The following is a 22,559-nucleotide window of genomic DNA, read 5'->3' on the forward strand; positions in this document are numbered from 1 at the left end:
AAAAATTTTTCACTTAAAGGCAAACTTCAGTTTTATCCTAAGCCCGGCCAGATGATGACAATAAGTGTCCCCGCCAGCGTTAACAGAACGTTGGCTATCGCATAGGTTCCCGCATAGCCTAATGCCGGAATGTTGCTGCGCGCCGTGTCGCTGATGATCTCCATCGCCGGAGCACAGGTGCGCGCGCCCATCATGGCGCCGAAGAGCAGGGCGCGGTTCATACGTAATACATAAGCGCCGAACAGGAAGCAGATAATGACTGGCACCAGGCTCACCACAAGACCGGCAATCAACATTTGCCCGCCGACCGCGCCAAGCCCGTTCCCGATGCCGCTGCCCGCGCTCAGGCCGACGCCGGCCATAAAGACCATCAGACCAAACTCTTTCACCATGTTCAGCGCGCCCTGCGGGATGTACCCGAAGGTGGGGTGGTTAGCTCGCAGGAAACCGAGCATGATCCCGGCGAACAGCAGCCCGGCGGCGTTGCCGATGCCGAAGCTGAAATTACTGAACTGGAAGGTGATCATCCCGATCATCAGGCCGATGATAAAGAAGGCGCAGAAGGCCAGCAGATCGGTTACCTGACTGTGAATCGAGATAAAGCCGATACGGTCCGCGACGGTTTTCACGCGACGCGCATCGCCGCTCACCTGCAAGACGTCGCCTTTATTCAGCACCACGTTGTCGTCGATCGGCATTTCAATCTGGCTGCGGATCACTCGGTTAAGGAAGCAGCCGTGGTCGGTCAGCTTCAACTGGGCGAGACGGCGGCCTACGGCATTGTGGTTTTTCACGACGATCTCTTCGGTCACGATGCGCATGTCGAGCAGGTCGCGGTCGAAGACTTCTTTGCCGTTACGGAAGCTGGGGTCCAGTCGGGCGTGTGCATCCGGGTAACCAACCAGGGCAATCTCATCGCCCATCTGCAATACCGCGTCGCCATCCGGGTTCGCCAGAATACCGTTACGGCGGATGCGCTCAATGTAGCAACCGGTCTGACGATAGATGCCCAGCTCGCGCAGGTTTTTCCCGTCGGCCCAGGCCACCAGTTCCGGGCCGACGCGATAAGCGCGGATGACCGGCAGATAGACCTTGCGGTTGGCGTCGGTATCCAGGCCGCGCTCGCGGGCAATCTGCTGGGCGCTGGTTTGCAGATCCTGATGTTGCAGTTTCGGCAGGTAACGTGCGCCGACAATCAGGCTGACCAGGCCGATGAGGTAGGTCAGCGCGTAGCCCAGGCTCAGGTTGTCCAGCGCGACAGAGAGCTGCGAACTCTCCATACCGGAATGGCGTAACGTGTCGCCTGCGCCGACCAGCACAGGGGTCGAGGTCATGGAGCCCGCCAGCATACCGGCGGTCAGGCCGATATCCCAGCCAAAGAGCTTACCCAGCCCTAATGCGATCAGCAGCGCGCTACCGACCATGACCAGAGCAAGCATCAGGTAATTTTTGCCGTCGCGAAAAAAAATAGAAAAAAAGTTGGGGCCAGCTTCGACGCCGACACAAAAAATAAACAGCATAAAGCCCAGATTTAGTGCATCGGTGTTAATACTAAAGTGCTGCTGCCCTAATAATAGGGAGACCACTAAAACGCCAATGGAATTACCGAGTTGGACTGAACCCAGGCGTAACTTACCCAGACATAGCCCGAGAGCCAGGACCACAAATAATAACAGGATGTAATTCCCATTTAACAAATCTGCGACGTTTATATTCACGGAGACTAACTTCTTGTTTACCAGTAAGCTGTTGAAAGAAATGACAATTTACGCTAATGTTTTTGCCAGAAATTATGAGGCGTCGGCATCGTATCGGCGCTCAAATAAAAGCAGCACAACAATTTAATTCGCTAGTTTAATCTCATTACGTATCAACGGCTATAAGAATCGTGTGGGTGTGTTTTTGGCATGGAATGCCGAACGACTTTATCTGACTGGACGCCTTCGGGCGAAAAAAGTGTTCGATAGAGATAGTGTCAGGAGGAACGATTGAAACATAAACAAGGTTGGGCGGGTGCAATCTGCTGCTTTGTACTCTTTATTGTGGTGTGCCTTTCATTAACGATGCATATGAAAGGGGCATTTCGGGTTGCCGGGCATCCTGAGATTGGGCTGTTGTTTTTTACGTTACCTGGCGCGGTGGCCAGTTTTTTTTCCCATCGCAGAGAAGTCATTAAACCTCTTATCGGCGCCATGCTGGCCGCACCATGTTGTCTGGTTCTGATGCGATTTGTTTTTATGCCTACGCGCTCCGTATGGCAAGAACTGGCGTGGTTGTTCAGTGCGGTGTTCTGGTGTGCGCTCGGCGCGCTTTGCTTTTTATTTATCAGCAGCCTGTTTAGTCAGCGGCGTAAAAAGAACCGATAACGCCCTCCGGGAGAGGGCGTAAAGCAGCGATCAGGCGAACAGGTTCAGATTCTCTTTTGCCCAAGCCTCAAAATCGGTGTAACCGCCGATGTGTTTCTGATCGACAAAAATCTGCGGTACGGTCTCTACCGGTTTACCCACGGTTTTTTCCAGATCCGCTTTGGTAATGCCTTCAGCATGAATATCAATATAGCGATAGTTAAAATCATCGCGCTCAGTGCTCAGTTTTTCTGCTAACTCTTTCGCACGCACGCAATACGGGCACCCTGGGCGACCAAAAATAACGGTAAACATTGTTTTTTCCTCGAACTCATAGCCTTGTGACGAATGGCGGCTATGATGCCGTTAAACGACGCGTCTGAAAAGCAGGTTGCGCCTGTTGCTTTGATACCTATAGGCTATATCTGTTAAACACGATAAACCTGAACGCGTTACACTGAGCATCCGTTATCCGGGAGGCCCTTATGCGCTCGATTGGCGCTTTACCCAAAAGCGTGTTGATTCTGGAAATTCTCGGTATGGTTTTGCTGGCAGCGGCGTTGCTGTCGCTCAATCAGTACCTCACATTACCCGCGCCGATGAACAGCCCGCTGGCGGTAACGGTGATGATATTTCTCGGTATCCTGCTTATGCTTCCCGCTGCGGTGGCGCTGATGTGGCGGATCGCGCAGCTTATTGCGCCGCAACTGATGACGCGCTCACCCGATTCTTCTTCCCGTTCAGCAAGAGAAAAACCGCATGACTCCAACCATTGATTTAATCCGTGGTCACCGTTCTATTCGTCATTTCACCGATGAGCCGATTTCCGATGCGCAGCGTGAGTCGATTATTGCCGCCGCGCGGGGAACCTCAAGCTCCAGTTTTTTACAGTGCAGTTCCATTATCCGCATTACCGATAAAGCCATGCGCGAAGCGCTGGTGCCCCTGACGGGCGGGCAAAAGCACGTTGCGCAGGCCGCAGAATTCTGGGTTTTCTGCGCTGATTTTAATCGTCACTTACAGATTTGCCCGGACGCGCAGCTCGGGCTGGCGGAACAGCTGCTGCTGGGCACGGTCGATACGGCGATGATGGGGCAAAATGCGCTGACCGCTGCCGAATCCCTGGGGCTGGGCGGCGTCTACATCGGCGGTATCCGCAATCATATTGAAGCGGTTACGGAACGGCTAAAATTACCGAAATATGTCCTGCCGCTGTTTGGGCTGTGCCTCGGCTGGCCTGCGGATAACCCTGGCGTTAAGCCGCGTTTGCCCGCAGAACTGGTGGTGCATGAAAATCACTATCAGCCTGTGGATGCCGCGCTGCTGGCGCAATATGATGAGCAGATCGCGGAGTATTACCTGACCCGCGACAGCAATACGCGCCGCGATACCTGGAGCGATCATATCCGTCGTACCATCATCAAAGAGAATCGCCCGTTTATTCTGGACTATTTGCATAAACAGGGTTGGGCGACGCGCTAACACCCGGTGTATGATACGCAGGCTTTTACCAGGTCTTTTAGAGAGGTGCAGGGTGAAAATTGCCATATTGTCCCGGGACGGAACGCTCTATTCTTGTAAACGCCTGCGCGAAGCGGCGATGAAGCGCGGCCATCTGGTCGAAATACTCGATCCGCTTTCCTGCTATATGAACATCAGCCCGGCGGCCTCTTCTATTCACTATAAAGGCCGCCAGTTGCCGCATTTTGATGCCGTCATCCCCCGTATTGGCTCCGCCATCACGTTTTACGGTACAGCGGCGCTGCGTCAGTTCGAAATGCTGGGTAGCTATCCGCTGAACGAATCCGTGGCGATTACCCGCGCGCGCGATAAACTGCGTTCGCTACAGTTACTGGCCCGGCAGGGAATTGACTTGCCCGTTACCGGCATTGCGCATTCGCCGGATGACACCAGCGATCTGATCGACATGGTCGGCGGCGCGCCGCTGGTGGTCAAACTGGTGGAAGGTACGCAGGGCATTGGCGTGGTGCTGGCGGAAACCCGGCAAGCCGCAGAGAGCGTGATTGATGCGTTTCGTGGCCTCAATGCGCACATTCTGGTGCAGGAGTACATCAAAGAGGCCAGAGGGCGTGACATCCGTTGTCTGGTCGTGGGCGACGAAGTGGTGGCGGCCATTGAGCGGCGGGCAAAAGAGGGCGATTTTCGCTCCAACCTTCATCGCGGCGGTATGGCGAGTATCGCCAGCATCACGCCGCGTGAACGAGAGATCGCGATAAAAGCGGCGCAGACGATGGGGCTGGATGTCGCTGGCGTCGATATTCTGCGCGCGGAGCGTGGGCCGCTGGTCATGGAAGTGAACGCCTCTCCGGGTCTGGAAGGGGTAGAAAAAACGACGGGAGTGGATATCGCCGGGCGAATGATCCAGTGGATTGAGCGTCACGCCACTCCCGAATTTTGCCTTAAAACGGGCGGTTAATCGCAATATCGTTCCCGATCGTGGTATGACGCGGTCTTTTTGCGTAAGCTGTGCCGGTAATTTTTTTATCGTAAGAGGTAGCACATTATTATGACATCACTGGTCGTTCCTACTCTGGATACGTTGCGTCAATGGCTCGACGACCTGGGCATGAGTTTTTTTGAATGTGATACCTGTCAGGCGCTGCATTTGCCCCATATGCAAAATTTTGACGGCATTTACGATGCGAAAATCGACCTGGTGGATAACACGGTGCTGTTTTCCGCAATGGCGGAGGTAAGACCCTCTGCGCTGCTGCCGCTGGCTGCCGATCTGTCAGCAATTAACGCCAGTTCGTTAACGGTGAAAGCGTTCCTGGATATGCAGGATGATAATCTGCCAAAACTGGTGGTTTGCCAGTCTTTATCCGTTATGCGGGGCGTGACGTATGAACAGTTCGAGTGGTTTGTTCGTCAGAGCGAAGAGCAGATTTCTATGGTGATTCTGGAAGCCGGAGCGCATCAGCTGCTGTTCAGCGCAGAAGAAGACGCGCAAAAAAGTCGCGCTGAAAATCATTTTCTTCACTGAAATCTGCGCACATGCAACCTGAAGAATGACGCGTCTAACGCAGTCGCTGCCAGAGCGGCTGCTGTTTGCATTTTTTTATTCTGCCTTTAACCTTTCTTTAAAGAATAATTCACCTCCTTTCCGCCTGTTTCGCTTTATCACATAGACAAAACCTGCATAAAAAATTGATAAAAGGCGTTTTTTAATCTGAGCTATAGCCTCGAACCCTGGCTAAAGTTATTCTTGCGAAGCTTTTACACGTCATCCTTCAGACAACCTCCTGAATGATTTTGTGTATTTATGGCGAGCAATGACGGCAGGGAGAGAGCCCTCTCTTCTGTAACTGTGTCGAGTGACAAAATATGCACGTTTCTTGCATATCTTAGAATGCAACTTTTTTGGTTCGTTTGTTAACGAACTTTCAGAAGGAAAGAGATTATGACCGCCTTAAATAAAAAATGGCTATCGGGTCTGGTTGCGGGTGCTCTGATGGCCGTCTCTGCCAGCACGCTCGCCGCTGAACAAAAAACACTGCATATCTATAACTGGTCTGATTATATCGCCCCGGATACGGTCGCGAACTTTGAAAAAGAGACCGGTATCAAAGTGGTCTATGACGTCTTCGACTCCAACGAGGTACTGGAAGGGAAACTCATGGCCGGGAGCACCGGTTTTGACCTGGTTGTCCCGTCGGCCAGTTTTCTGGAACGCCAGCTCACTGCGGGTGTATTCCAGCCGCTGGATAAAAGCAAATTACCAGGCTGGAAAAACCTCGATCCAGAGCTGTTGAAGCTGGTAGCGAAGCACGATCCCGACAACAAATACGCGATGCCGTATATGTGGGCGACCACCGGTATCGGTTATAACATCGATAAAGTCAAAGCGGTGCTGGGGGCTGACGCGCCGGTCGATAGCTGGGATCTGGTGCTGAAACCTGAAAATCTGGAAAAACTTAAAAGCTGCGGCGTCTCCTTCCTTGATGCGCCTGAAGAGGTGTTCGCGACCGTGCTGAACTACCTGGGGAAAGATCCCAACAGCACCAAAGCGGATGACTACACGGGGCCTGCGACCGATCTGTTGCTGAAGCTGCGCCCGAACATTCGTTACTTCCACTCGTCTCAATACATAAACGATCTGGCGAACGGCGATACCTGCGTGGCGATTGGCTGGGCAGGGGACGTATGGCAGGCGGCTAACCGCGCGAAAGAAGCGAAAAACGGCGTGAATATCTCCTTCTCCATTCCGAAAGAGGGGGCGATGGCGTTCTTTGATGTGTTCGCGATGCCTGCTGATGCGAAAAACAAAGAAGAGGCTTATCAGTTCCTCAACTACCTGCTGCGCCCGGATGTGATCGCCCACATTTCCGACCATGTGTTCTACGCCAACGCCAACAAAGAAGCGACGGCGCTGGTCAGCGCTGAAGTGCGTGACAACCCGGGCATTTATCCGCCTGCGGATGTGCGAGCGAAAATGTTCACGCTGAAAGTGCAGGAACCGAAGATCGACCGTGTGCGTACGCGTGCCTGGACGAAGGTGAAAAGCGGTAAATAAGCCGCTGTATCAGAACGTTGCCCGGTGAGGTTTACCGGGCAATGCGCACTTTTATGGTGCGTTTGCACTGATTTTTGTTTATGCCGGAGAGCACCCCGTGAACGACGCGACCCCCCGCCCACAGGCGAAAACCCGTAAAGCGCTGACGCCGCTTCTTGAAATCCGCAACCTGACAAAATCATTTGATGGTCAACACGCCGTGGATGATGTCAGCCTCACCATCTATAAAGGCGAAATATTTGCGCTGCTTGGCGCATCGGGCTGCGGGAAATCCACGCTGCTGCGTATGCTGGCCGGATTTGAACAACCCTCCGCCGGGCAAATCATGCTCGATGGCGTCGATCTGGCGCATGTCCCGCCTTATCTGCGCCCTATCAATATGATGTTTCAGTCCTATGCGCTGTTCCCCCATATGACGGTGGAACAGAACATTGCGTTTGGGCTGAAGCAGGACAAGCTGTCGAAGGCGGAAATCACCGCGCGCGTGAACGAAATGCTGGGGCTGGTGCATATGCAGGAGTTCGCTAAACGTAAGCCTCATCAGCTTTCCGGCGGCCAGCGTCAGCGTGTGGCGCTGGCGCGTAGCCTGGCGAAACGCCCGAAGCTGTTGCTGCTCGACGAACCGATGGGCGCGCTGGATAAAAAGCTGCGCGACCGGATGCAGCTGGAAGTCGTCGATATTCTTGAGCGCGTTGGCGCGACCTGCGTGATGGTGACGCACGATCAGGAAGAGGCGATGACGATGGCCGGGCGAATTGCGATCATGAACCGTGGGAAATTCGTGCAGATTGGCGAACCGGAAGAGATTTATGAACATCCGACCACCCGCTACAGCGCGGAATTTATCGGTTCTGTGAATGTCTTTGAAGGCTTGCTGAAGGAACGTCAGGATGATGGGCTGGTCATTGATTCGCCGGGGCTGGTGCATCCTTTGAAGGTGGATGCGGATGCGTCCGTTGTCGATAACGTTCCGGTGTATGTCGCGCTGCGCCCGGAAAAAATCATGCTGTGCGACGCGCCGCCAGAAGACGGCTACAACTTTGCCGTGGGTGAAGTGGTGCATATTGCCTACCTCGGCGATTTGTCGATTTATCATGTGCGGTTGCAAAGCGGCCAGATGTTGAGCGCTCAGTTACAGAACGCGCATCGCTATCGCAAAGGATTGCCGACCTGGGGCGATGAAGTGCGTTTATGCTGGGATGCGGACAGTTGTGTGGTGTTGACGGTTTAAGGAGCGAAAATGAGTACACTTGAACCTCCGGCTCGCGATAAAAAGCCCGGCGGCCTGACGCTGTGGCTGGCGCGGGTGCAAATGAAGCATGGGCGTAAGCTGGTCATCGCAGTGCCGTACCTTTGGCTGATCCTGCTTTTTCTGCTGCCGTTTCTGATTGTGTTTAAAATCAGCCTGGCGGAGATGGCGCGGGCGATCCCGCCCTATACCGATCTGGTGGCGTGGGCCGACGGGCAGCTATCCCTGACCCTCAATCTGGGAAACTTCCTGCAACTGACGGACGATCCGCTCTATTTTGACGCCTATTTGCAGTCTTTGCAGGTGGCGGGCGTTTCGACTCTCTGCTGTTTGCTGCTGGGGTATCCGCTGGCCTGGGCGGTGGCGCACAGCAGGCCGTCGACGCGTAATATTCTGCTGTTGCTGGTGATCCTGCCGTCCTGGACCTCGTTTCTGATCCGCGTTTACGCCTGGATGGGGATTCTGAAAAATAACGGCGTGCTGAACAACTTCCTGATGTGGCTGGGGGTTATCGATCATCCCCTGACGATTTTGCATACCAATCTGGCGGTGTATATCGGTATTGTCTACGCCTATCTGCCGTTTATGGTACTGCCGATTTATATCGCGCTGACGCGCATTGATTATTCGCTGGTGGAGGCCTCGCTGGATCTGGGCGCGCGTCCGCTGAAAACCTTCTTTAGCGTCATTGTGCCGTTAACGAAAGGGGGCATTATCGCCGGATCGATGCTGGTGTTTATTCCGGCGGTGGGGGAATTTGTGATCCCGGAACTGCTCGGCGGGCCAGACAGCATTATGATCGGCCGCGTACTGTGGCAGGAGTTCTTCAACAACCGCGACTGGCCGGTGGCCTCTGCGGTGGCTATCATCATGTTATTGCTGCTGATTGTACCGATTATCTGGTTCCATAAGCATCAGCAAAAAAGCGAGGGGGAACTCGGATGAATACTTTACCGGTGGTTCGTTCGCCCTGGCGAATTGTTATTCTGGTGCTCGGGTTTACCTTTCTGTATGCGCCGATGCTGATGCTGGTCATCTATTCGTTTAACAGCTCGAAGCTGGTGACTGTCTGGGCTGGGTGGTCTACGCGCTGGTATGGCGAGCTGTTCCGGGATAGCGCGATGATAAGCGCCGTCGGCCTGAGCCTCACGATTGCCGCTTGCGCCGCGACAATGGCGGCTATTCTGGGGACGATTGCCGCCGTGGTAATGGTGCGTTTTGGCCGTTTTCGTGGAGCGAATGGCTTTGCGTTTATGATCACCGCGCCGCTGGTTATGCCGGATGTGATTACCGGACTGTCGCTGTTGCTGCTGTTTGTGGCCCTGGCCCATGCCATCGGCTGGCCCGCAGATCGCGGAATGCTGACAATCTGGCTGGCGCACGTTACCTTCTGTACGGCCTATGTGGCGGTGGTTATTTCATCGCGTCTGCGCGAACTGGATCGCTCGATTGAAGAGGCGGCGATGGATCTTGGCGCGACGCCGTTAAAAGTGTTCTTTGTGATTACGCTGCCGATGATCATGCCTGCGGTGATCTCTGGATGGCTGCTGGCTTTCACGCTGTCGCTGGACGATCTGGTGATCGCCAGTTTTGTCTCTGGCCCGGGGGCGACGACATTGCCGATGCTGGTCTTCTCCAGCGTGCGTATGGGGGTTAACCCGGAGATTAACGCGCTGGCGACCCTTATCCTCGGCGTGGTAGGCATTGTCGGTTTTATCGCCTGGTATCTGATGGCGCGCGCAGAAAAGCAGCGGATGCGTGATATCCAACGTGCAAGACGCGGCTGAAGAAACTAAAATCTGCCAACCTGGCAACACGTTACCGTGGGCAAACGCGGTAACGTTTTCATGGAAGACGATTCGTTGGGATTTTTTAAGAAATCATCCTCATCACATGCCCGTTTAAATGTACCCACGCTGGTGCAGGTGGCGGCGCTCGCGATTATTTTGATCCGCTGCCTCGATTTGCTGATGATTTTTAACACGCTCGGCATGCGGGGAATGGGGGAGTTTATTCATCGCAGCGTGCAAACCTGGAATCTGACGCTGGTGTTTTTAGGCAGCCTGGCGCTGGTCTTTACTGAAATATATTGCGCGTTTTCGCTGGTGAAAGGGCGCAACTGGGCGCGCTGGGTGTACCTGCTCACGCAGGTTATTGCCGCAGGTTATCTGTGGGCGGCGTCGCTGGGCTATGGCTACCCGGAACTGTTCAGTATTGCCGGGGAGTCGAAACGCGAAATTTTGCGCACGCTGGTGATGCAGAAATTGCCGGACATGCTGGTTCTGATGCTGCTCTTTATTCCTGCGGGCAGCAGGCGGTTCTTCCGTTTGCAATAACGTGTATAATCCTCGCCCCTGGTAATATGAAGGTCTTTGTATGCAGTGCGCACTCTACGACGCCGGTCGCTGTCGATCCTGTCAGTGGATAGTCCAGCCGATCCGCGATCAACTCTCCGCCAAAACCGCCGATCTGAAGGGGCTGCTTGCCGATTTTTCGGTTGAACAATGGTGTGCGCCGGTCAGCGGCCCGGAACAGGCCTTTCGTAATAAAGCCAAAATGGTGGTCAGCGGCAGCGTGGAAAAGCCGCTGTTAGGCATGTTGCATCGCGATGGCACCCCGGAGGATTTGAGTGACTGTCCGCTCTATCCCGACACGTTTGCTCCCGTTTTCGCCGTGCTGAAGCCGTTCATCGCCCGTGCCGGGTTAACGCCTTACAACGTGGCGCGCAAACGCGGCGAGCTGAAATACATCCTGCTGACGGAAAGCCAGTTCGATGGCGGCATGATGCTGCGGTTCGTGCTGCGCTCAGAAACCAAACTGGCGCAGCTGCGCGCGGCGCTGCCGTGGCTACAGGCGCAGTTACCGCAACTGAAGGTTATTACCGCGAATATTCAACCAGTACACATGGCGATTATGGAAGGGGAGACGGAGATCTTCCTGACGGAGCAGCAGGCGCTGGCAGAACGTTTTAACGATGTGCCGCTGTGGATCCGTCCGCAGAGCTTTTTCCAGACCAACCCGGTCGTTGCGAGCCATCTGTATGCGACGGCGCGTGACTGGGTGCGTCAGTTGCCTGTTCATCACATGTGGGATCTGTTTTGTGGCGTCGGGGGATTTGGTTTGCACTGCGCCACCCCGGAGATGACGCTGACGGGCATTGAGATCGTACCAGAGGCAATCGCCTGCGCGAAGCAATCCGCCGCAGAACTGGGGCTGACGAATCTTCATTTTCAGGCGCTGGACTCCACCCGATTCGCCACCGCGCAAGGGGAAGTGCCGGAACTGGTGCTGGTGAACCCGCCGCGTCGCGGCATTGGAAAAGCCCTGTGCGACTATCTTAGCCAGATGGCGCCGGAATACATCATCTACTCCAGCTGCAACGCGCAGACGATGGCAAAGGACATTGCCAACTTGCCGGGCTACCGTATTGAGCGTGTTCAGCTTTTCGATATGTTCCCGCATACCGCGCATTATGAAGTGTTAACGCTGTTGACCAAAGCACACTGACCGGTAGGCCGGGTAAAGCGAAGCCGCCGTCTGGCGCAACGGCCGCACAAAGTTCAACAAAATGTGAACTCTTCCCCCCTGTGAAATCGGGTAAGCTTAAGTCATTGGCATTGAGAGAATGAAGGCTTACCCATGAAGCAGATCCTGCTGGTGGAAGATGACCACGACATCGCGGCGCTCCTGCGCCTCAATTTAGAAGACGAAGGCTACGCCATTACTCACCAACCGGATGGGGGCAAGGCGTTACAGTGCCTTGAAACCCAGCCCTGGGATGCCGTGATCCTCGACCTGATGCTCCCCAACGTTGACGGTCTGGAGATTTGTCGTCGCATCCGTCAGATGACCCGCTACCTGCCGGTGATTATCATCAGCGCCCGCAGCAGCGAAACGGACCGCATTACCGGGCTGGAAACCGGGGCAGATGATTACCTGGCAAAACCCTTCTCGGTGCAGGAGCTGATCGCGCGCATCAAAGCGCTGTTTCGCCGTCAGCAGGCTATGGGGCAGGCACAGACTGCCGGGCATATTCAGGCTCATGGCCTGACGCTTGATCCGCTGGCGCGTACGGTGCGCCTGCACGGTCAGGATGTGGACCTCACGCCGCGTGAATTTGAGCTGCTGTACTTCTTTGCCCGTCATCCCGGCGAAGTCTTTTCGCGTCTGGCGCTGCTGGAACAGGTCTGGGGCTATCAGCACGAAGGGTATGAGCACACCGTCAACACCCACATTAATCGCCTGCGCATCAAGATTGAAAAAGATGCCGCTGAACCGGAGATTATTCGTACCGTCTGGGGCAAAGGTTACAAATTTGCGGAGCTGAACCATGATGCGGCGCTTTAGCCTGAGCCAGCGGCTGACGCTGCTGTTTATTCTGCTGCTGATGCTCTGCGCTACCGTTGCCTGCGCGGTGCAACTCTACAGCAGCATGCAGTACGGCAACGCGATGGTGCAGCGGCTGTCCGGCGGGCTGGCGCAACAAATTGTGCAGCGTGAACCCATTCTGGATGCGCAGGGCAGGGTTGACCGCAGCGTGCTGAAGCCGCTGTTTGACCGCCTGATGACCTTTAACCCGAGCGTTGAGCTGTATGTCGTCTCTTCTGACGGCGAACTGCTGGCCGATGCCGCGCCGCCGGGCCATATCCAGCGGCAAAAGATCGATATTAGTCCATTGCAAACTTTTCTCAGCGGCGCAGCGATGCCCGTCTATGGCGACGATCCGCGTAGTCAGAGTCAGAAGGTTTTCAGCGTTACCCCTTTACGTCAGGATGGTGAGCTTAAAGGCTATTTGTACATCATCCTGCAAGGTGAAGAGTCAAATGCGCTGGCAGAAATGGCCTGGCATAAAGCACTCTGGAGTACGGTGTTGTGGTCCCTGCTATGGGTGGCGCTGTTCGGCCTGCTGGCGGGGTTACTGATCTGGTACTGGGTGACGCGCCCGGTAAAACGCCTGACGATGGACGTTGCCGGGCTGGAGCAGGACAGCATTACCGCCATCAAACAGCTGGCGGCACAGCAGCCGGAGACCACGGTGAGTGATGAAGTTGCGGTGCTGCGCAATACTTTTATAGAGCTGGCGCGCAAAATCGCTGGCCAGTGGGATCAACTGGCCGACAGCGACAGGCAGCGCCGGGAGTTTATCGCCAATATCTCGCATGACTTACGCACGCCGCTGACGTCATTGCTGGGCTACCTGGAAACGTTATCGCTTAAATCCGCTACGCTGACGCCGCAGGAAACGCAGCAATATCTCGCCACTGCGCTGCGTCAGGGGCACAAGGTGCGGCACCTGTCGCAGCAGCTTTTCGAGCTGGCGCGGCTTGAGCATGGCAGCATTAAACCGCAACTGGAGCGCTTTGCTATTGGTGAGCTGATTCAGGATGTGGCGCAAAAATTCGATCTGACAATAGAGACCCGGCAGTTGCATTTGCAGGTCGATATGCCGCATTCCCTGCCGCTTATTAATGCTGACGTCTCGATGATAGAGCGGGTAGTGACGAATCTGCTGGATAACGCCGTGCGCCATTCGCCGCAGGGGAGCACTATCCGGCTGAAGGTATGGCAGGAGGAGGCGCAGCTACAGGTAGAGGTCAGCGACAGCGGGCCAGGTATCGACGAAGCGTTGCGTGAACAACTGTTCCAGCGACCATCGGTGCTGGGGCATCAGGCGTCGCGGGAAGATCGCGGAGGGTTAGGGCTGCTGATTGTAAGACGGATGCTGGAACTGCACGGCGGTGGGATCAGGCTGATGGATTCAGTGAGTGGCGCGCGGTTTAGGTTCTTTGTGCCCTTATAGAATTGCCGGATGGCGCTGCGCCATCCGGCAAGGAAGATTACTGCGGGAACCACTGATCGCTGATTTTCTGATAAGTGCCATCAGCTTTGATTGCCGCCAGCGCGGTGTTCAGTTTTTCCAGTAGCGCTTTATTATCCGGGCGCACAGCGATGCCAAGGCCGGTGCCGAAGTATTGCGGATCGGTCACTTTTTCTGTTGCCGCGCCCAGTTGCGGATTGGTTTTCAGCCACTCATTCACCACGGCGGTATCGCCGAATACGCCATCAATACGGCCATTTTTCAGGTCGATAATCGCATTCTGGTAGCTGTCATAAGCCACGGTTTTCACTTCAGGATGCTTATCTTGCAGGTATTTCTGGTGCGTGGTGCCGTTTTCCATGCCGATACGTTTCCCTTTCAGGTCGGCAAAGGTTTTATAGCTGTCTTTTTTCGCAATCACCAGCGCAGAGTTGGCATAGTAAGGGCTGGTGAACGTCACCTGTTTGCTACGCTCAGGGGTAATATCCATACCAGAGATAACCGCGTCATATTTTTTGAATTTCAGCGCCGGGATCAGGCTGTCAAACGCGTGGTTGGTAAAAGTACAGTCGGCCTGCATTTGTTTGCATAACGCAGTCGCCAGATCGATATCGAAACCGACGATTTTATTGCTCGCATCCAGTGATTCGAACGGCGGGTAAGTGGCGGAAACGCCGAAATTGATTTTATCGGCAGCTGAGGCGCCAGCGGCGAAAGTAGCGAGTAATGCGGCCAGAACTAACTTTTTCATGGTGGAACTCCCGTCTGTCAATCTTATGATTATTCACCGTGTCTGCGGCATGGGTTTACAATGCCATTTAATGAATTTATATGCAATAAAAATGATTAAGTATTTTGTTGTTATAAAAAAAGACGGACAGCTTAGTGGCTTGTCCGTCTTTATGATTTCGTTTTATGCATTTATGTCGATGCTTTTGTAGGCTGGATAAGGCGCTTGCGCCATTGCCTGATGGCGACGCTGACGCATCTTATCAGGCCTACATATGATGTTCTTAATTCCTGCGCTCAAACGCCAGCGCTTTACGCTCGATGAGGCGCATCAGCAAGGTTAGCAAACCGTTGACGATCAGATAAATCACGCCAGCCGCGCCAAACACCATCACATCGTAGGTACGACCGTACAGCAGCTGGCCGTGGCCCATCACTTCCATCAGCGTAATGGTGTACGCCAGAGACGTACTCTTGAAGACCAGCACCACCTCATTGGAGTAAGAGGAGAGGGCGCGTTTAAACGCGTACGGCAGCAGGATCGCCAGGGTATCTTTTTTGCTCATCCCCAGCGCGCCGCAGGACTGCCACTGGCCTTCCGGGATCGCACGGATCGCGCCATAGAACAGCTGCGTGGTATAGGCCGCGCTGTTGAGCGACAGGGCAAGTAAGGCGCATAGCCACGGCTCGGACAGCAGGTGCCAGAGTACCGGGTAATCCTGTAACGACGGGAATTGCCCTGGGCCGTAGTAGATCAGGAAGATTTGCACCAGCAGCGGCGTACCGGTAAACAGCGTAATGTAGCCGCGAACCAGCCATACCAGCACCGGCGTTTTCAGCGTCAGAATGATGGTGAAAATCAGCGCCAGGATCAGCGCGACGATGATAGACGCAACCGTCAGCGTCAGGCTGGTGTGCAGCCCTTTCATCAGTTCAGGTAAATACTCAAACATCAGCCTGGTCTCCGCTCAAAACGTGTCGCGCGCAGGTCAATGCGTTTGAGAATGTACTGACTCACCAGCGTAATCACCAGATAGATAGCCGCAGCCACAATGTACCAGGTGAACGGCTCCTGAGTGCGCGTGGCGATGCTTTTTGTTTGCAGCATCAGATCGTTCACGCTGATAAGGCTGACCAGCGCGGTATCTTTCAGCAATACCAGCCACTGGTTGCCCAGCCCTGGCAGCGCATGACGCCACATTTGCGGCATCACCAGGCGGAAGAAAATCGCGGTTTTTGATAAGCCCAACGCCTGACCGGATTCCCACTGTCCAGACGGAACCGCTTTCAGCGCGCCGCGCAGCGTTTGCGACGCGTATGCCGCATACAGCAACGACAGCGCGATGACGCCGCACAGGAACGGACTGACGTCGAAGTCTTCAATCTGCATCTGCAACGGGATTTGCACAAACCCCAGGTTGATGGTGAAGCCATCAGACAGCATCAGCAGAAGCTGAGAGGAACCGAAATAGATAAACAGCACCACCAGAATTTCCGGCAGGCCGCGCAGAATCGTGACCACTGCGGAACCTGTCCAGGCTATCGGGCGCCATTTTACGGACTCCCAGATGGCAAAAATCATAGCGAGGACGAGGCCGATGATCAGCGCACAAACGGCAAGGCCGACGGTCATCCCGGCGGCGCTTGCTAAAGGAAAAAATTCGTTCATCAAGTCTTACTTCTGGAACCATTTGTTGTAGATGGTTTCGTACGTGCCATCTTGCTTCACTTTTTCCAGCGCAGTGTTGAATTTCTGCTGTAGTTCCGTGTTGCCCTGGCGTACCGCGATACCGAGGCCGGTGCCGAAGTAATCTTTGTCGGTCACTTTATCGCCAACCGGCGCCAGCTTCGGATTATCTTTCAGCCATTCAGTGACCACGGCGGTGTCGCCGAACACGCCGTCAATACGACCATTTTGCAGATCCAGCTTCGCGTTCTGGTAGCTGTCATAAGGCACGGTGGTGATTTCCGGGTGCTTATCCATGATGAACTTCTGGTGGGTAGTGCCATTCTGTACGCCCACTTTTTTGCCTTTCAGCTGGTCGATGCTGGTGTATTTACCCTGTTGACCGATGAACAGCGCGGAGTTGTCATAGTAAGGCGTGGTGAACAGAACCTGCTTTTCACGCTCAGGCGTGATGTCCATACCGGCCATTACCGCGTCGAAACGACGGAACTTCAGGCTTGGGATCAGGCTGTCAAACGCCTGGTTGGTAAAGGTGCAGGTCGCGTCAATCTCTTTACACAGCGCATTGGCCAGATCGACGTCAAAGCCGACGATTTTGTTACTGGCATCCATAGATTCGAACGGAGGGTAGGATGCTTCCGTGGCGAAACGGATGGTTTGAGCTGCTGTAGCGGAAAGGCTAAAGCCTGCAATTAGCGCAGCAATCAGAACTTTTTTCATTGTCATTGTCCCGAATCTTAGTGAGATAAATAGTTTTTGAATGCATCGGTCTGCGGGTTCGCAAAGCAGCTCGCATCCCCTTGCTCGACGATGTGACCGTTTTCCATATAGATCACCCGGCTGGCGGTTTTACGCGCCACTTCTACTTCGTGAGTGACGATCACCTGGGTAATTTTGGTTTCCGCCAGTTCACGAATAATACTGACGATTTGCGCGGTGATTTCCGGGTCCAGCGCGGCGGTTGGCTCGTCAAACAGCAGCACCTGCGGCTCCATCATTAACGCACGAGCAATAGCCACACGCTGTTGCTGACCGCCGGAAAGATGCAGAGGATAGCGATCGCTGTAAGGTTTCAGACGCAGACGTTCCAGCAGCTTCTCGGCACGCGCCAGCGCCTGGTCTTTTGACAGACCCAGCACGCGGCAGGGCGCTTCAATCAGGTTTTGTTGTACCGTGAGATGCGGCCAGAGATTGTATTGCTGAAAAACCATGCCTACGTTCTGGCGCAATTCACGAATCGCCTTGTCGGAAGGCGTTTTCGTGAAGTCGAAATGATTTCCTGCGATAGTGAGCGTGCCGGAGCGCGGCATCTCAAGCAGATTGAGTACACGCAGCAGCGAGCTTTTACCCGCTCCGCTTGGGCCAAGTAACACCAGCGTTTCGCCCTGAGGGCAATCCAGCGTGATATCGAACAGCGCCTGATGCGCGCCGTAGAAGCAATTAATGCCGTTTAATTGAATACTCATTGATTCTCGTATGCTGGCAGTCTGATAACTGTACACGTCATCCTTCATGCTGCCTCTTTGTTGGCTGCTGAGTGACTCGTCTCACCCTGAGACTCGCCCTTACGGACCGTTGCTCGCGACGTTCAAATCTGTTCCTGACAGATTTGTCACTCCAGTCACTTGCCGCCTCGACGCATCATGAATGATTTTGTGTATGTTGAGGCCGCAGATAGTACCTTTGACAGAATAGTTATGCAATATTTATGCGTTAAAAGTTAAATGCAAACCGCATTCTTCACTAAACATAGCACAAAATAGCGGGGGCGGTAGGCGGCAAGAATAATTGTCGGCATTCTATGCAGAATGCCAGACAATTTGTGGGGCTTATGATTTATCGACGTTTTGTCGGGTGATCAGCGGTTTTCGACGGACTGGCGCAGCGTACCGGCTGGCGCGTGGACGCTGCCGCCAAGATAACGCACATCATCAATAACCCAGCACTGACCTTCATGGATCATCAGCACTTCGTCGCGCCAGGTCTGGTCGCCTTGCTTCAGCTCCACGCGCAGTGGGATGTTGCGGGCGTCGCGATTAGGAATGGTGGACGCGCTGGCTACGCTGGCGCTATCCGGGAAGGTGGTGCGGCTGGAGAACGGGTCGCTGCTCATCAACTGGCGGTGTTCGCTGTCACGGCTGGCGTCAGAGAGCAGTTTTGCCAGGTTGTCGCTTAAGTAAGGGCGAAGGGCGGTAATGTCGTTAGTACGGTTTTGAATGCGGTAGTCATAAAATTGTTGAGCCACGCTGTCCGGCCCGCCTTCTATGCACGACCCGCTGCGCGGGCCATTGTCTTTATAAGCAGGAGTGACGGTTGTGCAGGCACTGAGCAGCAGTGCGCAAGGGACGAGCAGAGAGAGTTTGCTGTAGCGCATAGTGATTTCCTTATAAGCGATCTGCCAAAAAGCGATCTACGATAATCAATTATATCTTTTCAATGATAGCGTATCGGTCTGATAATGCGTTTGAGATCGAGTGCTTAGGTAAACAAGGAGATCGGCTATGCAGTTTTCGACAACCCCGACGCTGGAAGGGCAGAACATCGTGGAATATTGCGGTGTGGTAACGGGTGAAGCCATTTTGGGCGCCAATATTTTCCGTGACTTCTTCGCGGGTATTCGCGATATCGTCGGCGGACGTTCGGGTTCCTATGAAAAAGAGTTGCGTAAAGCGCGTGAAATCGCTTTTCAGGAACTGGGCGAACAGGCGAAAGCGCTGGGTGCGGATGCGGTTGTGGGCATCGACATTGACTATGAGACCGTAGGAAAAGACAGCAGTATGCTGATGGTGAGCGTCAGCGGGACGGCGGTAAAAACGCGCCGATGAGACGCCTGCTCTGGCTGGTCGCGTTCGCGCTTCTGTTAACCGGGTGCGCGGGCGAGAAAGGGATTATTGATAAAGACGGGTATCAGCTGGATACCCGTCATCAGGCACAGGCGGCGTACCCGCGCATCAAAATCCTGGTCATCCACTACACGGCGGATGACTTTGATACCTCTCTGGCGACGTTAACGGATAAAAACGTCAGCTCGCACTATTTAATTCCTGCTGTACCGCCGCTTCACCGTGGCAAGCCGCGTATCTGGCAACTGGTGCCAGAGCACGATCTGGCGTGGCACGCGGGCATCAGCTTCTGGCGCGGCGCAACGCGCATCAACGACACGTCCGTTGGTATCGAACTGGAAAATCGCGGCTGGCAAAAGTCGGCGGGAATGAAATACTTCGCCCCGTTTGAACCTGCGCAAATTCAGGCCCTGATCCCACTGGCGAAAGAGATCATTGCCCGCTACGACATTAAGCCGCAAAACGTGGTGGCGCATGCGGATATTGCCCCGCAGCGTAAAGACGATCCCGGCCCTCTGTTCCCCTGGCGCGATCTGGCGGCGCAGGGCATTGGCGCCTGGCCTGATGAACAGCGCGTGGCGTTTTATCTGGCGGGACGCGCGCCCAATGCGCCAGTCGATCCCGCATCATTGCTCGACTTGCTTTCGCGTTATGGTTACGAGGTCAAACCGGAGATGACCGCGCGTGAACAGCAGCGGGTGATCATGGCGTTCCAGATGCATTTCCGCCCGGCGTTATGGAACGGGGTGGCGGATGCTGAAACCCAGGCGATTGCCGAGGCGTTGCTGGAGAAGTACGGACAGGGCTAGCGCGGTAGCTTGCCGTGATCGCGCAGCCAGGCGGCGGTACGCTCAATGCCTTCATCCAGCGTGACGATGGGCTGATAGCCCAGTTCTTCCTGGGCGCGCGTGGTGTCCAGCGTAAAATCGAAATTCAGCTTGGAAACGCCGTAGTGCGTCAGCGTCGGCTCTTTCGCCGATTTATTGCCGAAACGCTCCATGCTGCGGGCGATCATATCCAGCATCGGATACGGAACCGAACGGATTCGGCAATCAATGTTTAATTCATCAATCAGCTTTTGCACAATGCTGCGCAGCGTCCGGTGTTCACCGTTTGTGATGTTATAGACCCGACCAGAAGGCAGCTTGTCACTGCTTTCCTGGCTTGCCAGCCACATCGCATGGACGGCATTTTCATAATAAGTCATATCCACCAGCGCGCTGCCGCCGTGCGGCAACAGAACGCTGCCGTAGTGGTGCATCATATGCGCCAGACGCGGAATAAAGACTTTATCGTGTGGGCCAAACAGACTTTGCGGGCGCAGGACGGTAAAACGCGTCTGCGGGTTGGCCTGCGCCAGCAGGTTAATCACCTCTTCACCGGCCGCTTTGCTGCGTGCAAATTCGTTGGCGAAGCGGTGCGGACGAAAATCCTCTTTGATATCGCGATGGTGGTGATAATCAAAATAGAGTGACGGAGAGGAGATATGAATAAAGTTACGTACGCCCCAGGCGACGGCCCATTCGCCGAGGCGTCGGGTGGCGCGAACGTTCGCCAGATCGAAGGCTTCCTGGGTTCCCCACGGCGAGGTGAAACTGGAGCAGTGCCACAGCGTATCAATGCCTGCGAGCATCACTTTTGCCTGCGAAGAGACCAGCTCGGTTAAATCCGCATGGACAAATTCCGCTCCCATTTTTTGCAGCAGCTTGCCCATCGCTTCATTGCGACCGGTAGCTCTGACGCTGATGCCTTTATTGCGCAAAAACTCAACCGCGTTTCGACCTAAGCCGCTGGTGGCGCCGGTAACCAGTACCTTCATATCAATCCACTGTGGTTAATAGAACTTCGTGCGCATTCTTCCGTGAATTACGTCGGTATGCAATGGGAAACATGAAAGAATACAGTATGTTTTTATGATTAATCTGTGATTTGTTCTGCAAGCCGGGCGATTCGCTTTGCCATGCCCCGGAAAATAAAGAGATGCGCCGGGATCATCAGCAGCCAGTAGAAAAGGCCGGGCATCCCGTGCGGGTGCCACCAGGCGCGCACGTCAATTTGCCGGTGATCGCCTTTATCTTCAAGGGTAAAACTCAGACGGCCAAGGCCCGGTGCTTTCATGCCAAACAATAAAGTCAGCTGCTTTTCCGGCTCGACAATGATGACTTTCCAGCTGTCCACCGTGTCGCCGGTCTGAAGAAGCGCGTGTTCAGGCCGGCCTTTTGCCAGTCGATGCCCCACCAGCAGATCCATTGCCGCACGCGTTTTCCAGAGAATATTGCCAAAGAAATAGCCTTCTTTGCCGCCGAGACGGTTGATCACCTGCCACAGGGCTTTCCGGCTGGCGGAGGTTTTAACCGTGAATCCGGCCTGTTTGGCAAAATAGCCATACTCTGGTCGCCAGCGGGCAAACGCCTGGGCGTCGTATCCCCAGTCGCTGGAGTTGACCAGTTTTTCTTCCTCCTTCAGCGTGCGACGCACGGCATCGTCAAAGGAGATGAGCGTCTGGGGGACCAACGCTCGCAGTTCGGTATCATCGGCCAGCAGGTCATGTTTCAGCCCCTGGATCAGCGCTTTTGCCGTGGTCGGCGGAACGGACGTAATGACATTTAAAAACCAGACTGAAATCCAGCGGGTCGGAAAAGGGATGGGGATCAGCAGGCGATGTTTGCCGCTGACGGCCATAAAGTGCTTGAACTGCTCCTGATAGCTTAAGACCTGCGGCCCGGCGGCTTCGAGAACCCGGTGCTCGCAGGCAGGGTGATCCAGCAACGCCACCAGATAGTGCAGCAAATTTTCCAGCGCGATGGGCGTGGTTCGGGAGCGCACCCAGCGAGGCGGCGTCAGCACTGGCAGGTTGTAGACCATATCGCGCATCACTTCGAAGGCGGCTGAACCTGCGCCGACGATAATGCCGGCGCGCAGTTCAGTCACCGGCACGCCGGATTCGCGCAGCGTCTCCGCAGTTAACTGCCGGGCGCGCAAATGGTCAGACTGCTCATGTTTCGGCGCCTGCAACGAACTGAGGAATATGAGCTGTTTGACCGGTATTTCACGCAGCGCATCGCGCACGTTCATCGCAACCTGGCGCTCATGGGCAATAAAATCGCCGCCTTCGCCCATGCCATGCACCAGATAATAGACGGTGTCGACCTCGCGGAGCAGCGCGGGCAGATTATCCGGCCAGTTGAGATCGACTTTATGACAACTGACGTTAGCCAGTTGCTGTTTTTCCAGCCGTTCGATGCGACGTGCCGCCGCCAGAATCTGATGCCCTTGCGCGCTGAGCGCCCGCACCAGATGTTGACCAATGTAACCACTGGCGCCAAGAACCAAAATACGTTGCGGCACGTCCGT

The 22,559-nt window shown here is 54.7% G+C and carries 25 protein-coding genes; 15 read left to right on the forward strand and 10 right to left on the reverse strand.

Annotation, left to right across the window (positions count from 1 at the left end; all coding sequences use genetic code 11):
* Positions 1-32: 32 nt before the first annotated feature.
* Complete coding sequence (locus OGX75_RS18080; protein WP_012133110.1) at positions 33-1,718, reverse strand: aspartate:alanine antiporter; 1,686 nt, start codon at positions 1,716-1,718, stop codon at positions 33-35.
* Between the two features lie 270 nt (positions 1,719-1,988).
* Between OGX75_RS18080 and OGX75_RS18085 the strand changes: the two genes are divergently transcribed.
* Positions 1,989-2,366 carry an inner membrane protein YbjM gene (locus tag OGX75_RS18085; RefSeq protein ID WP_024130498.1) on the forward strand — a complete coding sequence of 126 codons (378 nt, stop codon included), beginning with the start codon at positions 1,989-1,991 and terminating at the stop codon, positions 2,364-2,366.
* A 30-nt stretch (positions 2,367-2,396) separates the two neighbouring features.
* Here the strand turns inward: OGX75_RS18085 and OGX75_RS18090 are convergent, their stop codons facing one another.
* Positions 2,397-2,660 carry a GrxA family glutaredoxin gene (locus OGX75_RS18090; protein WP_024130497.1) on the reverse strand — a complete coding sequence of 88 codons (264 nt, stop codon included), beginning with the start codon at positions 2,658-2,660 and terminating at the stop codon, positions 2,397-2,399.
* Between the two features lie 170 nt (positions 2,661-2,830).
* Here OGX75_RS18090 and OGX75_RS18095 point away from each other — a divergent pair, with 170 nt between their 5' ends.
* The 12 genes from OGX75_RS18095 to OGX75_RS18150 all read left to right on the forward strand — a co-directional run bounded on the left by OGX75_RS18095 (position 2,831) and on the right by OGX75_RS18150 (position 13,928).
* Positions 2,831-3,121 (forward strand): YbjC family protein, encoded by a 291-nt coding sequence (locus OGX75_RS18095; RefSeq protein ID WP_049009778.1) that lies wholly within the window; start codon positions 2,831-2,833, stop codon positions 3,119-3,121.
* Positions 3,105-3,827, forward strand: a complete 723-nt coding sequence (gene nfsA, locus OGX75_RS18100; RefSeq protein ID WP_012133106.1) for a nitroreductase NfsA — start codon at positions 3,105-3,107, stop codon at positions 3,825-3,827. Before OGX75_RS18095 ends, nfsA begins: the two co-directional genes overlap by 17 nt.
* Positions 3,828-3,879: 52 nt before the next feature.
* Positions 3,880-4,782 carry a 30S ribosomal protein S6--L-glutamate ligase gene (rimK, locus tag OGX75_RS18105; protein ID WP_024130496.1) on the forward strand — a complete coding sequence of 301 codons (903 nt, stop codon included), beginning with the start codon at positions 3,880-3,882 and terminating at the stop codon, positions 4,780-4,782.
* A gap of 90 nt (positions 4,783-4,872) precedes the next feature.
* On the forward strand, positions 4,873-5,349 hold the full coding sequence (locus tag OGX75_RS18110) for a YbjN domain-containing protein (protein WP_012133104.1): 477 nt from the start codon (positions 4,873-4,875) through the stop codon (positions 5,347-5,349).
* A 417-nt stretch (positions 5,350-5,766) separates the two neighbouring features.
* Complete coding sequence (gene potF, locus OGX75_RS18115; RefSeq protein ID WP_012133103.1) at positions 5,767-6,879, forward strand: spermidine/putrescine ABC transporter substrate-binding protein PotF; 1,113 nt, start codon at positions 5,767-5,769, stop codon at positions 6,877-6,879.
* A 97-nt stretch (positions 6,880-6,976) separates the two neighbouring features.
* Positions 6,977-8,110: a putrescine ABC transporter ATP-binding subunit PotG gene (gene potG, locus OGX75_RS18120; RefSeq protein ID WP_275055130.1), complete on the forward strand. Its 1,134-nt coding sequence runs from the start codon at positions 6,977-6,979 to the stop codon at positions 8,108-8,110.
* Between the two features lie 9 nt (positions 8,111-8,119).
* Complete coding sequence (potH, locus tag OGX75_RS18125; protein WP_286451382.1) at positions 8,120-9,073, forward strand: putrescine ABC transporter permease PotH; 954 nt, start codon at positions 8,120-8,122, stop codon at positions 9,071-9,073.
* On the forward strand, positions 9,070-9,915 hold the full coding sequence (potI, locus tag OGX75_RS18130; RefSeq protein WP_012133100.1) for a putrescine ABC transporter permease PotI: 846 nt from the start codon (positions 9,070-9,072) through the stop codon (positions 9,913-9,915). Before potH ends, potI begins: the two co-directional genes overlap by 4 nt.
* Positions 9,916-9,975: 60 nt before the next feature.
* Positions 9,976-10,464 carry a YbjO family protein gene (locus tag OGX75_RS18135; RefSeq protein ID WP_049009787.1) on the forward strand — a complete coding sequence of 163 codons (489 nt, stop codon included), beginning with the start codon at positions 9,976-9,978 and terminating at the stop codon, positions 10,462-10,464.
* A gap of 40 nt (positions 10,465-10,504) precedes the next feature.
* Positions 10,505-11,635, forward strand: a complete 1,131-nt coding sequence (gene rlmC, locus OGX75_RS18140) for a 23S rRNA (uracil(747)-C(5))-methyltransferase RlmC (protein ID WP_275148002.1) — start codon at positions 10,505-10,507, stop codon at positions 11,633-11,635.
* Between the two features lie 132 nt (positions 11,636-11,767).
* Positions 11,768-12,475 (forward strand): response regulator transcription factor, encoded by a 708-nt coding sequence (locus OGX75_RS18145; RefSeq protein WP_047457883.1) that lies wholly within the window; start codon positions 11,768-11,770, stop codon positions 12,473-12,475.
* A complete protein-coding gene (locus tag OGX75_RS18150; protein WP_115181794.1) occupies positions 12,459-13,928 on the forward strand; it encodes a sensor histidine kinase in 1,470 nt (489 codons plus the stop codon). The genes OGX75_RS18145 and OGX75_RS18150 overlap by 17 nt, the downstream gene beginning before the upstream one ends.
* 37 nt (positions 13,929-13,965) lie before the next feature.
* Here the strand turns inward: OGX75_RS18150 and artJ are convergent, their stop codons facing one another.
* From artJ to OGX75_RS18180, 6 genes are all read right to left on the reverse strand, one after another.
* On the reverse strand, positions 13,966-14,697 hold the full coding sequence (artJ, locus tag OGX75_RS18155; RefSeq protein ID WP_012133094.1) for an arginine ABC transporter substrate-binding protein ArtJ: 732 nt from the start codon (positions 14,695-14,697) through the stop codon (positions 13,966-13,968).
* 262 nt (positions 14,698-14,959) lie between these two features.
* The gene (gene artM, locus OGX75_RS18160; RefSeq protein ID WP_012133092.1) at positions 14,960-15,628 is read right to left on the reverse strand and encodes an arginine ABC transporter permease ArtM; all 669 of its coding nucleotides are present in this window, start codon (positions 15,626-15,628) and stop codon (positions 14,960-14,962) included.
* Positions 15,628-16,344 (reverse strand): arginine ABC transporter permease ArtQ, encoded by a 717-nt coding sequence (gene artQ / locus OGX75_RS18165; RefSeq protein ID WP_275148000.1) that lies wholly within the window; start codon positions 16,342-16,344, stop codon positions 15,628-15,630. The genes artM and artQ overlap by 1 nt, the downstream gene beginning before the upstream one ends.
* A gap of 6 nt (positions 16,345-16,350) precedes the next feature.
* Positions 16,351-17,082 carry an arginine ABC transporter substrate-binding protein ArtI gene (gene artI / locus OGX75_RS18170; RefSeq protein WP_024130494.1) on the reverse strand — a complete coding sequence of 244 codons (732 nt, stop codon included), beginning with the start codon at positions 17,080-17,082 and terminating at the stop codon, positions 16,351-16,353.
* 17 nt (positions 17,083-17,099) lie between these two features.
* A complete protein-coding gene (artP, locus tag OGX75_RS18175) occupies positions 17,100-17,828 on the reverse strand; it encodes an arginine ABC transporter ATP-binding protein ArtP (protein WP_024130493.1) in 729 nt (242 codons plus the stop codon).
* 392 nt (positions 17,829-18,220) lie between these two features.
* The gene (locus OGX75_RS18180; protein ID WP_115181793.1) at positions 18,221-18,736 is read right to left on the reverse strand and encodes a lipoprotein; all 516 of its coding nucleotides are present in this window, start codon (positions 18,734-18,736) and stop codon (positions 18,221-18,223) included.
* Between the two features lie 127 nt (positions 18,737-18,863).
* Between OGX75_RS18180 and OGX75_RS18185 the strand changes: the two genes are divergently transcribed.
* A complete protein-coding gene (locus tag OGX75_RS18185) occupies positions 18,864-19,187 on the forward strand; it encodes a heavy metal-binding domain-containing protein (RefSeq protein WP_012133087.1) in 324 nt (107 codons plus the stop codon).
* The gene (locus OGX75_RS18190) at positions 19,184-20,014 is read left to right on the forward strand and encodes an N-acetylmuramoyl-L-alanine amidase (RefSeq protein ID WP_286451381.1); all 831 of its coding nucleotides are present in this window, start codon (positions 19,184-19,186) and stop codon (positions 20,012-20,014) included. Before OGX75_RS18185 ends, OGX75_RS18190 begins: the two co-directional genes overlap by 4 nt.
* Here the strand turns inward: OGX75_RS18190 and OGX75_RS18195 are convergent.
* Together OGX75_RS18195 and OGX75_RS18200 are read right to left on the reverse strand one after the other, a co-directional pair.
* A complete protein-coding gene (locus OGX75_RS18195; RefSeq protein WP_012133064.1) occupies positions 20,011-21,024 on the reverse strand; it encodes a 3-beta-hydroxysteroid dehydrogenase in 1,014 nt (337 codons plus the stop codon). The two genes, OGX75_RS18190 and OGX75_RS18195, sit on opposite strands and share 4 nt — an antisense overlap.
* Before the next feature lie 98 nt (positions 21,025-21,122).
* Complete coding sequence (locus OGX75_RS18200) at positions 21,123-22,553, reverse strand: SDR family oxidoreductase (RefSeq protein ID WP_286451380.1); 1,431 nt, start codon at positions 22,551-22,553, stop codon at positions 21,123-21,125.
* Positions 22,554-22,559: the final 6 nt, after the last annotated feature.

It is taken from the genome of Citrobacter sp. CK199 (assembly GCF_030333285.1).
GTDB lineage: Bacteria > Pseudomonadota > Gammaproteobacteria > Enterobacterales > Enterobacteriaceae > Citrobacter_B > Citrobacter_B koseri.

Excerpts from the sequence above, each read along its gene's own strand:
- potI (WP_012133100.1), top strand. The coding sequence starts at position 9,070 with ATGAATACTTTACCGGTGGTTCGTTCGCCCTGGCGAATTGTTATTCTG.
- artI (WP_024130494.1), bottom strand. The coding sequence starts at position 17,082 with ATGAAAAAAGTTCTGATTGCTGCGCTAATTGCAGGCTTTAGCCTTTCC.
- artQ (WP_275148000.1), bottom strand. The coding sequence starts at position 16,344 with ATGAACGAATTTTTTCCTTTAGCAAGCGCCGCCGGGATGACCGTCGGC.
- OGX75_RS18095 (WP_049009778.1), top strand. The coding sequence starts at position 2,831 with ATGCGCTCGATTGGCGCTTTACCCAAAAGCGTGTTGATTCTGGAAATT.
- rlmC (WP_275148002.1), top strand. The coding sequence starts at position 10,505 with ATGCAGTGCGCACTCTACGACGCCGGTCGCTGTCGATCCTGTCAGTGG.
- OGX75_RS18110 (WP_012133104.1), top strand. The coding sequence starts at position 4,873 with ATGACATCACTGGTCGTTCCTACTCTGGATACGTTGCGTCAATGGCTC.
- artJ (WP_012133094.1), bottom strand. The coding sequence starts at position 14,697 with ATGAAAAAGTTAGTTCTGGCCGCATTACTCGCTACTTTCGCCGCTGGC.
- artP (WP_024130493.1), bottom strand. The coding sequence starts at position 17,828 with ATGAGTATTCAATTAAACGGCATTAATTGCTTCTACGGCGCGCATCAG.
- OGX75_RS18145 (WP_047457883.1), top strand. The coding sequence starts at position 11,768 with ATGAAGCAGATCCTGCTGGTGGAAGATGACCACGACATCGCGGCGCTC.
- potF (WP_012133103.1), top strand. The coding sequence starts at position 5,767 with ATGACCGCCTTAAATAAAAAATGGCTATCGGGTCTGGTTGCGGGTGCT.
- OGX75_RS18195 (WP_012133064.1), bottom strand. The coding sequence starts at position 21,024 with ATGAAGGTACTGGTTACCGGCGCCACCAGCGGCTTAGGTCGAAACGCG.
- artM (WP_012133092.1), bottom strand. The coding sequence starts at position 15,628 with ATGTTTGAGTATTTACCTGAACTGATGAAAGGGCTGCACACCAGCCTG.
- OGX75_RS18150 (WP_115181794.1), top strand. The coding sequence starts at position 12,459 with ATGATGCGGCGCTTTAGCCTGAGCCAGCGGCTGACGCTGCTGTTTATT.
- OGX75_RS18185 (WP_012133087.1), top strand. The coding sequence starts at position 18,864 with ATGCAGTTTTCGACAACCCCGACGCTGGAAGGGCAGAACATCGTGGAA.
- OGX75_RS18190 (WP_286451381.1), top strand. The coding sequence starts at position 19,184 with ATGAGACGCCTGCTCTGGCTGGTCGCGTTCGCGCTTCTGTTAACCGGG.
- OGX75_RS18180 (WP_115181793.1), bottom strand. The coding sequence starts at position 18,736 with ATGCGCTACAGCAAACTCTCTCTGCTCGTCCCTTGCGCACTGCTGCTC.
- OGX75_RS18090 (WP_024130497.1), bottom strand. The coding sequence starts at position 2,660 with ATGTTTACCGTTATTTTTGGTCGCCCAGGGTGCCCGTATTGCGTGCGT.
- potH (WP_286451382.1), top strand. The coding sequence starts at position 8,120 with ATGAGTACACTTGAACCTCCGGCTCGCGATAAAAAGCCCGGCGGCCTG.
- OGX75_RS18135 (WP_049009787.1), top strand. The coding sequence starts at position 9,976 with ATGGAAGACGATTCGTTGGGATTTTTTAAGAAATCATCCTCATCACAT.
- nfsA (WP_012133106.1), top strand. The coding sequence starts at position 3,105 with ATGACTCCAACCATTGATTTAATCCGTGGTCACCGTTCTATTCGTCAT.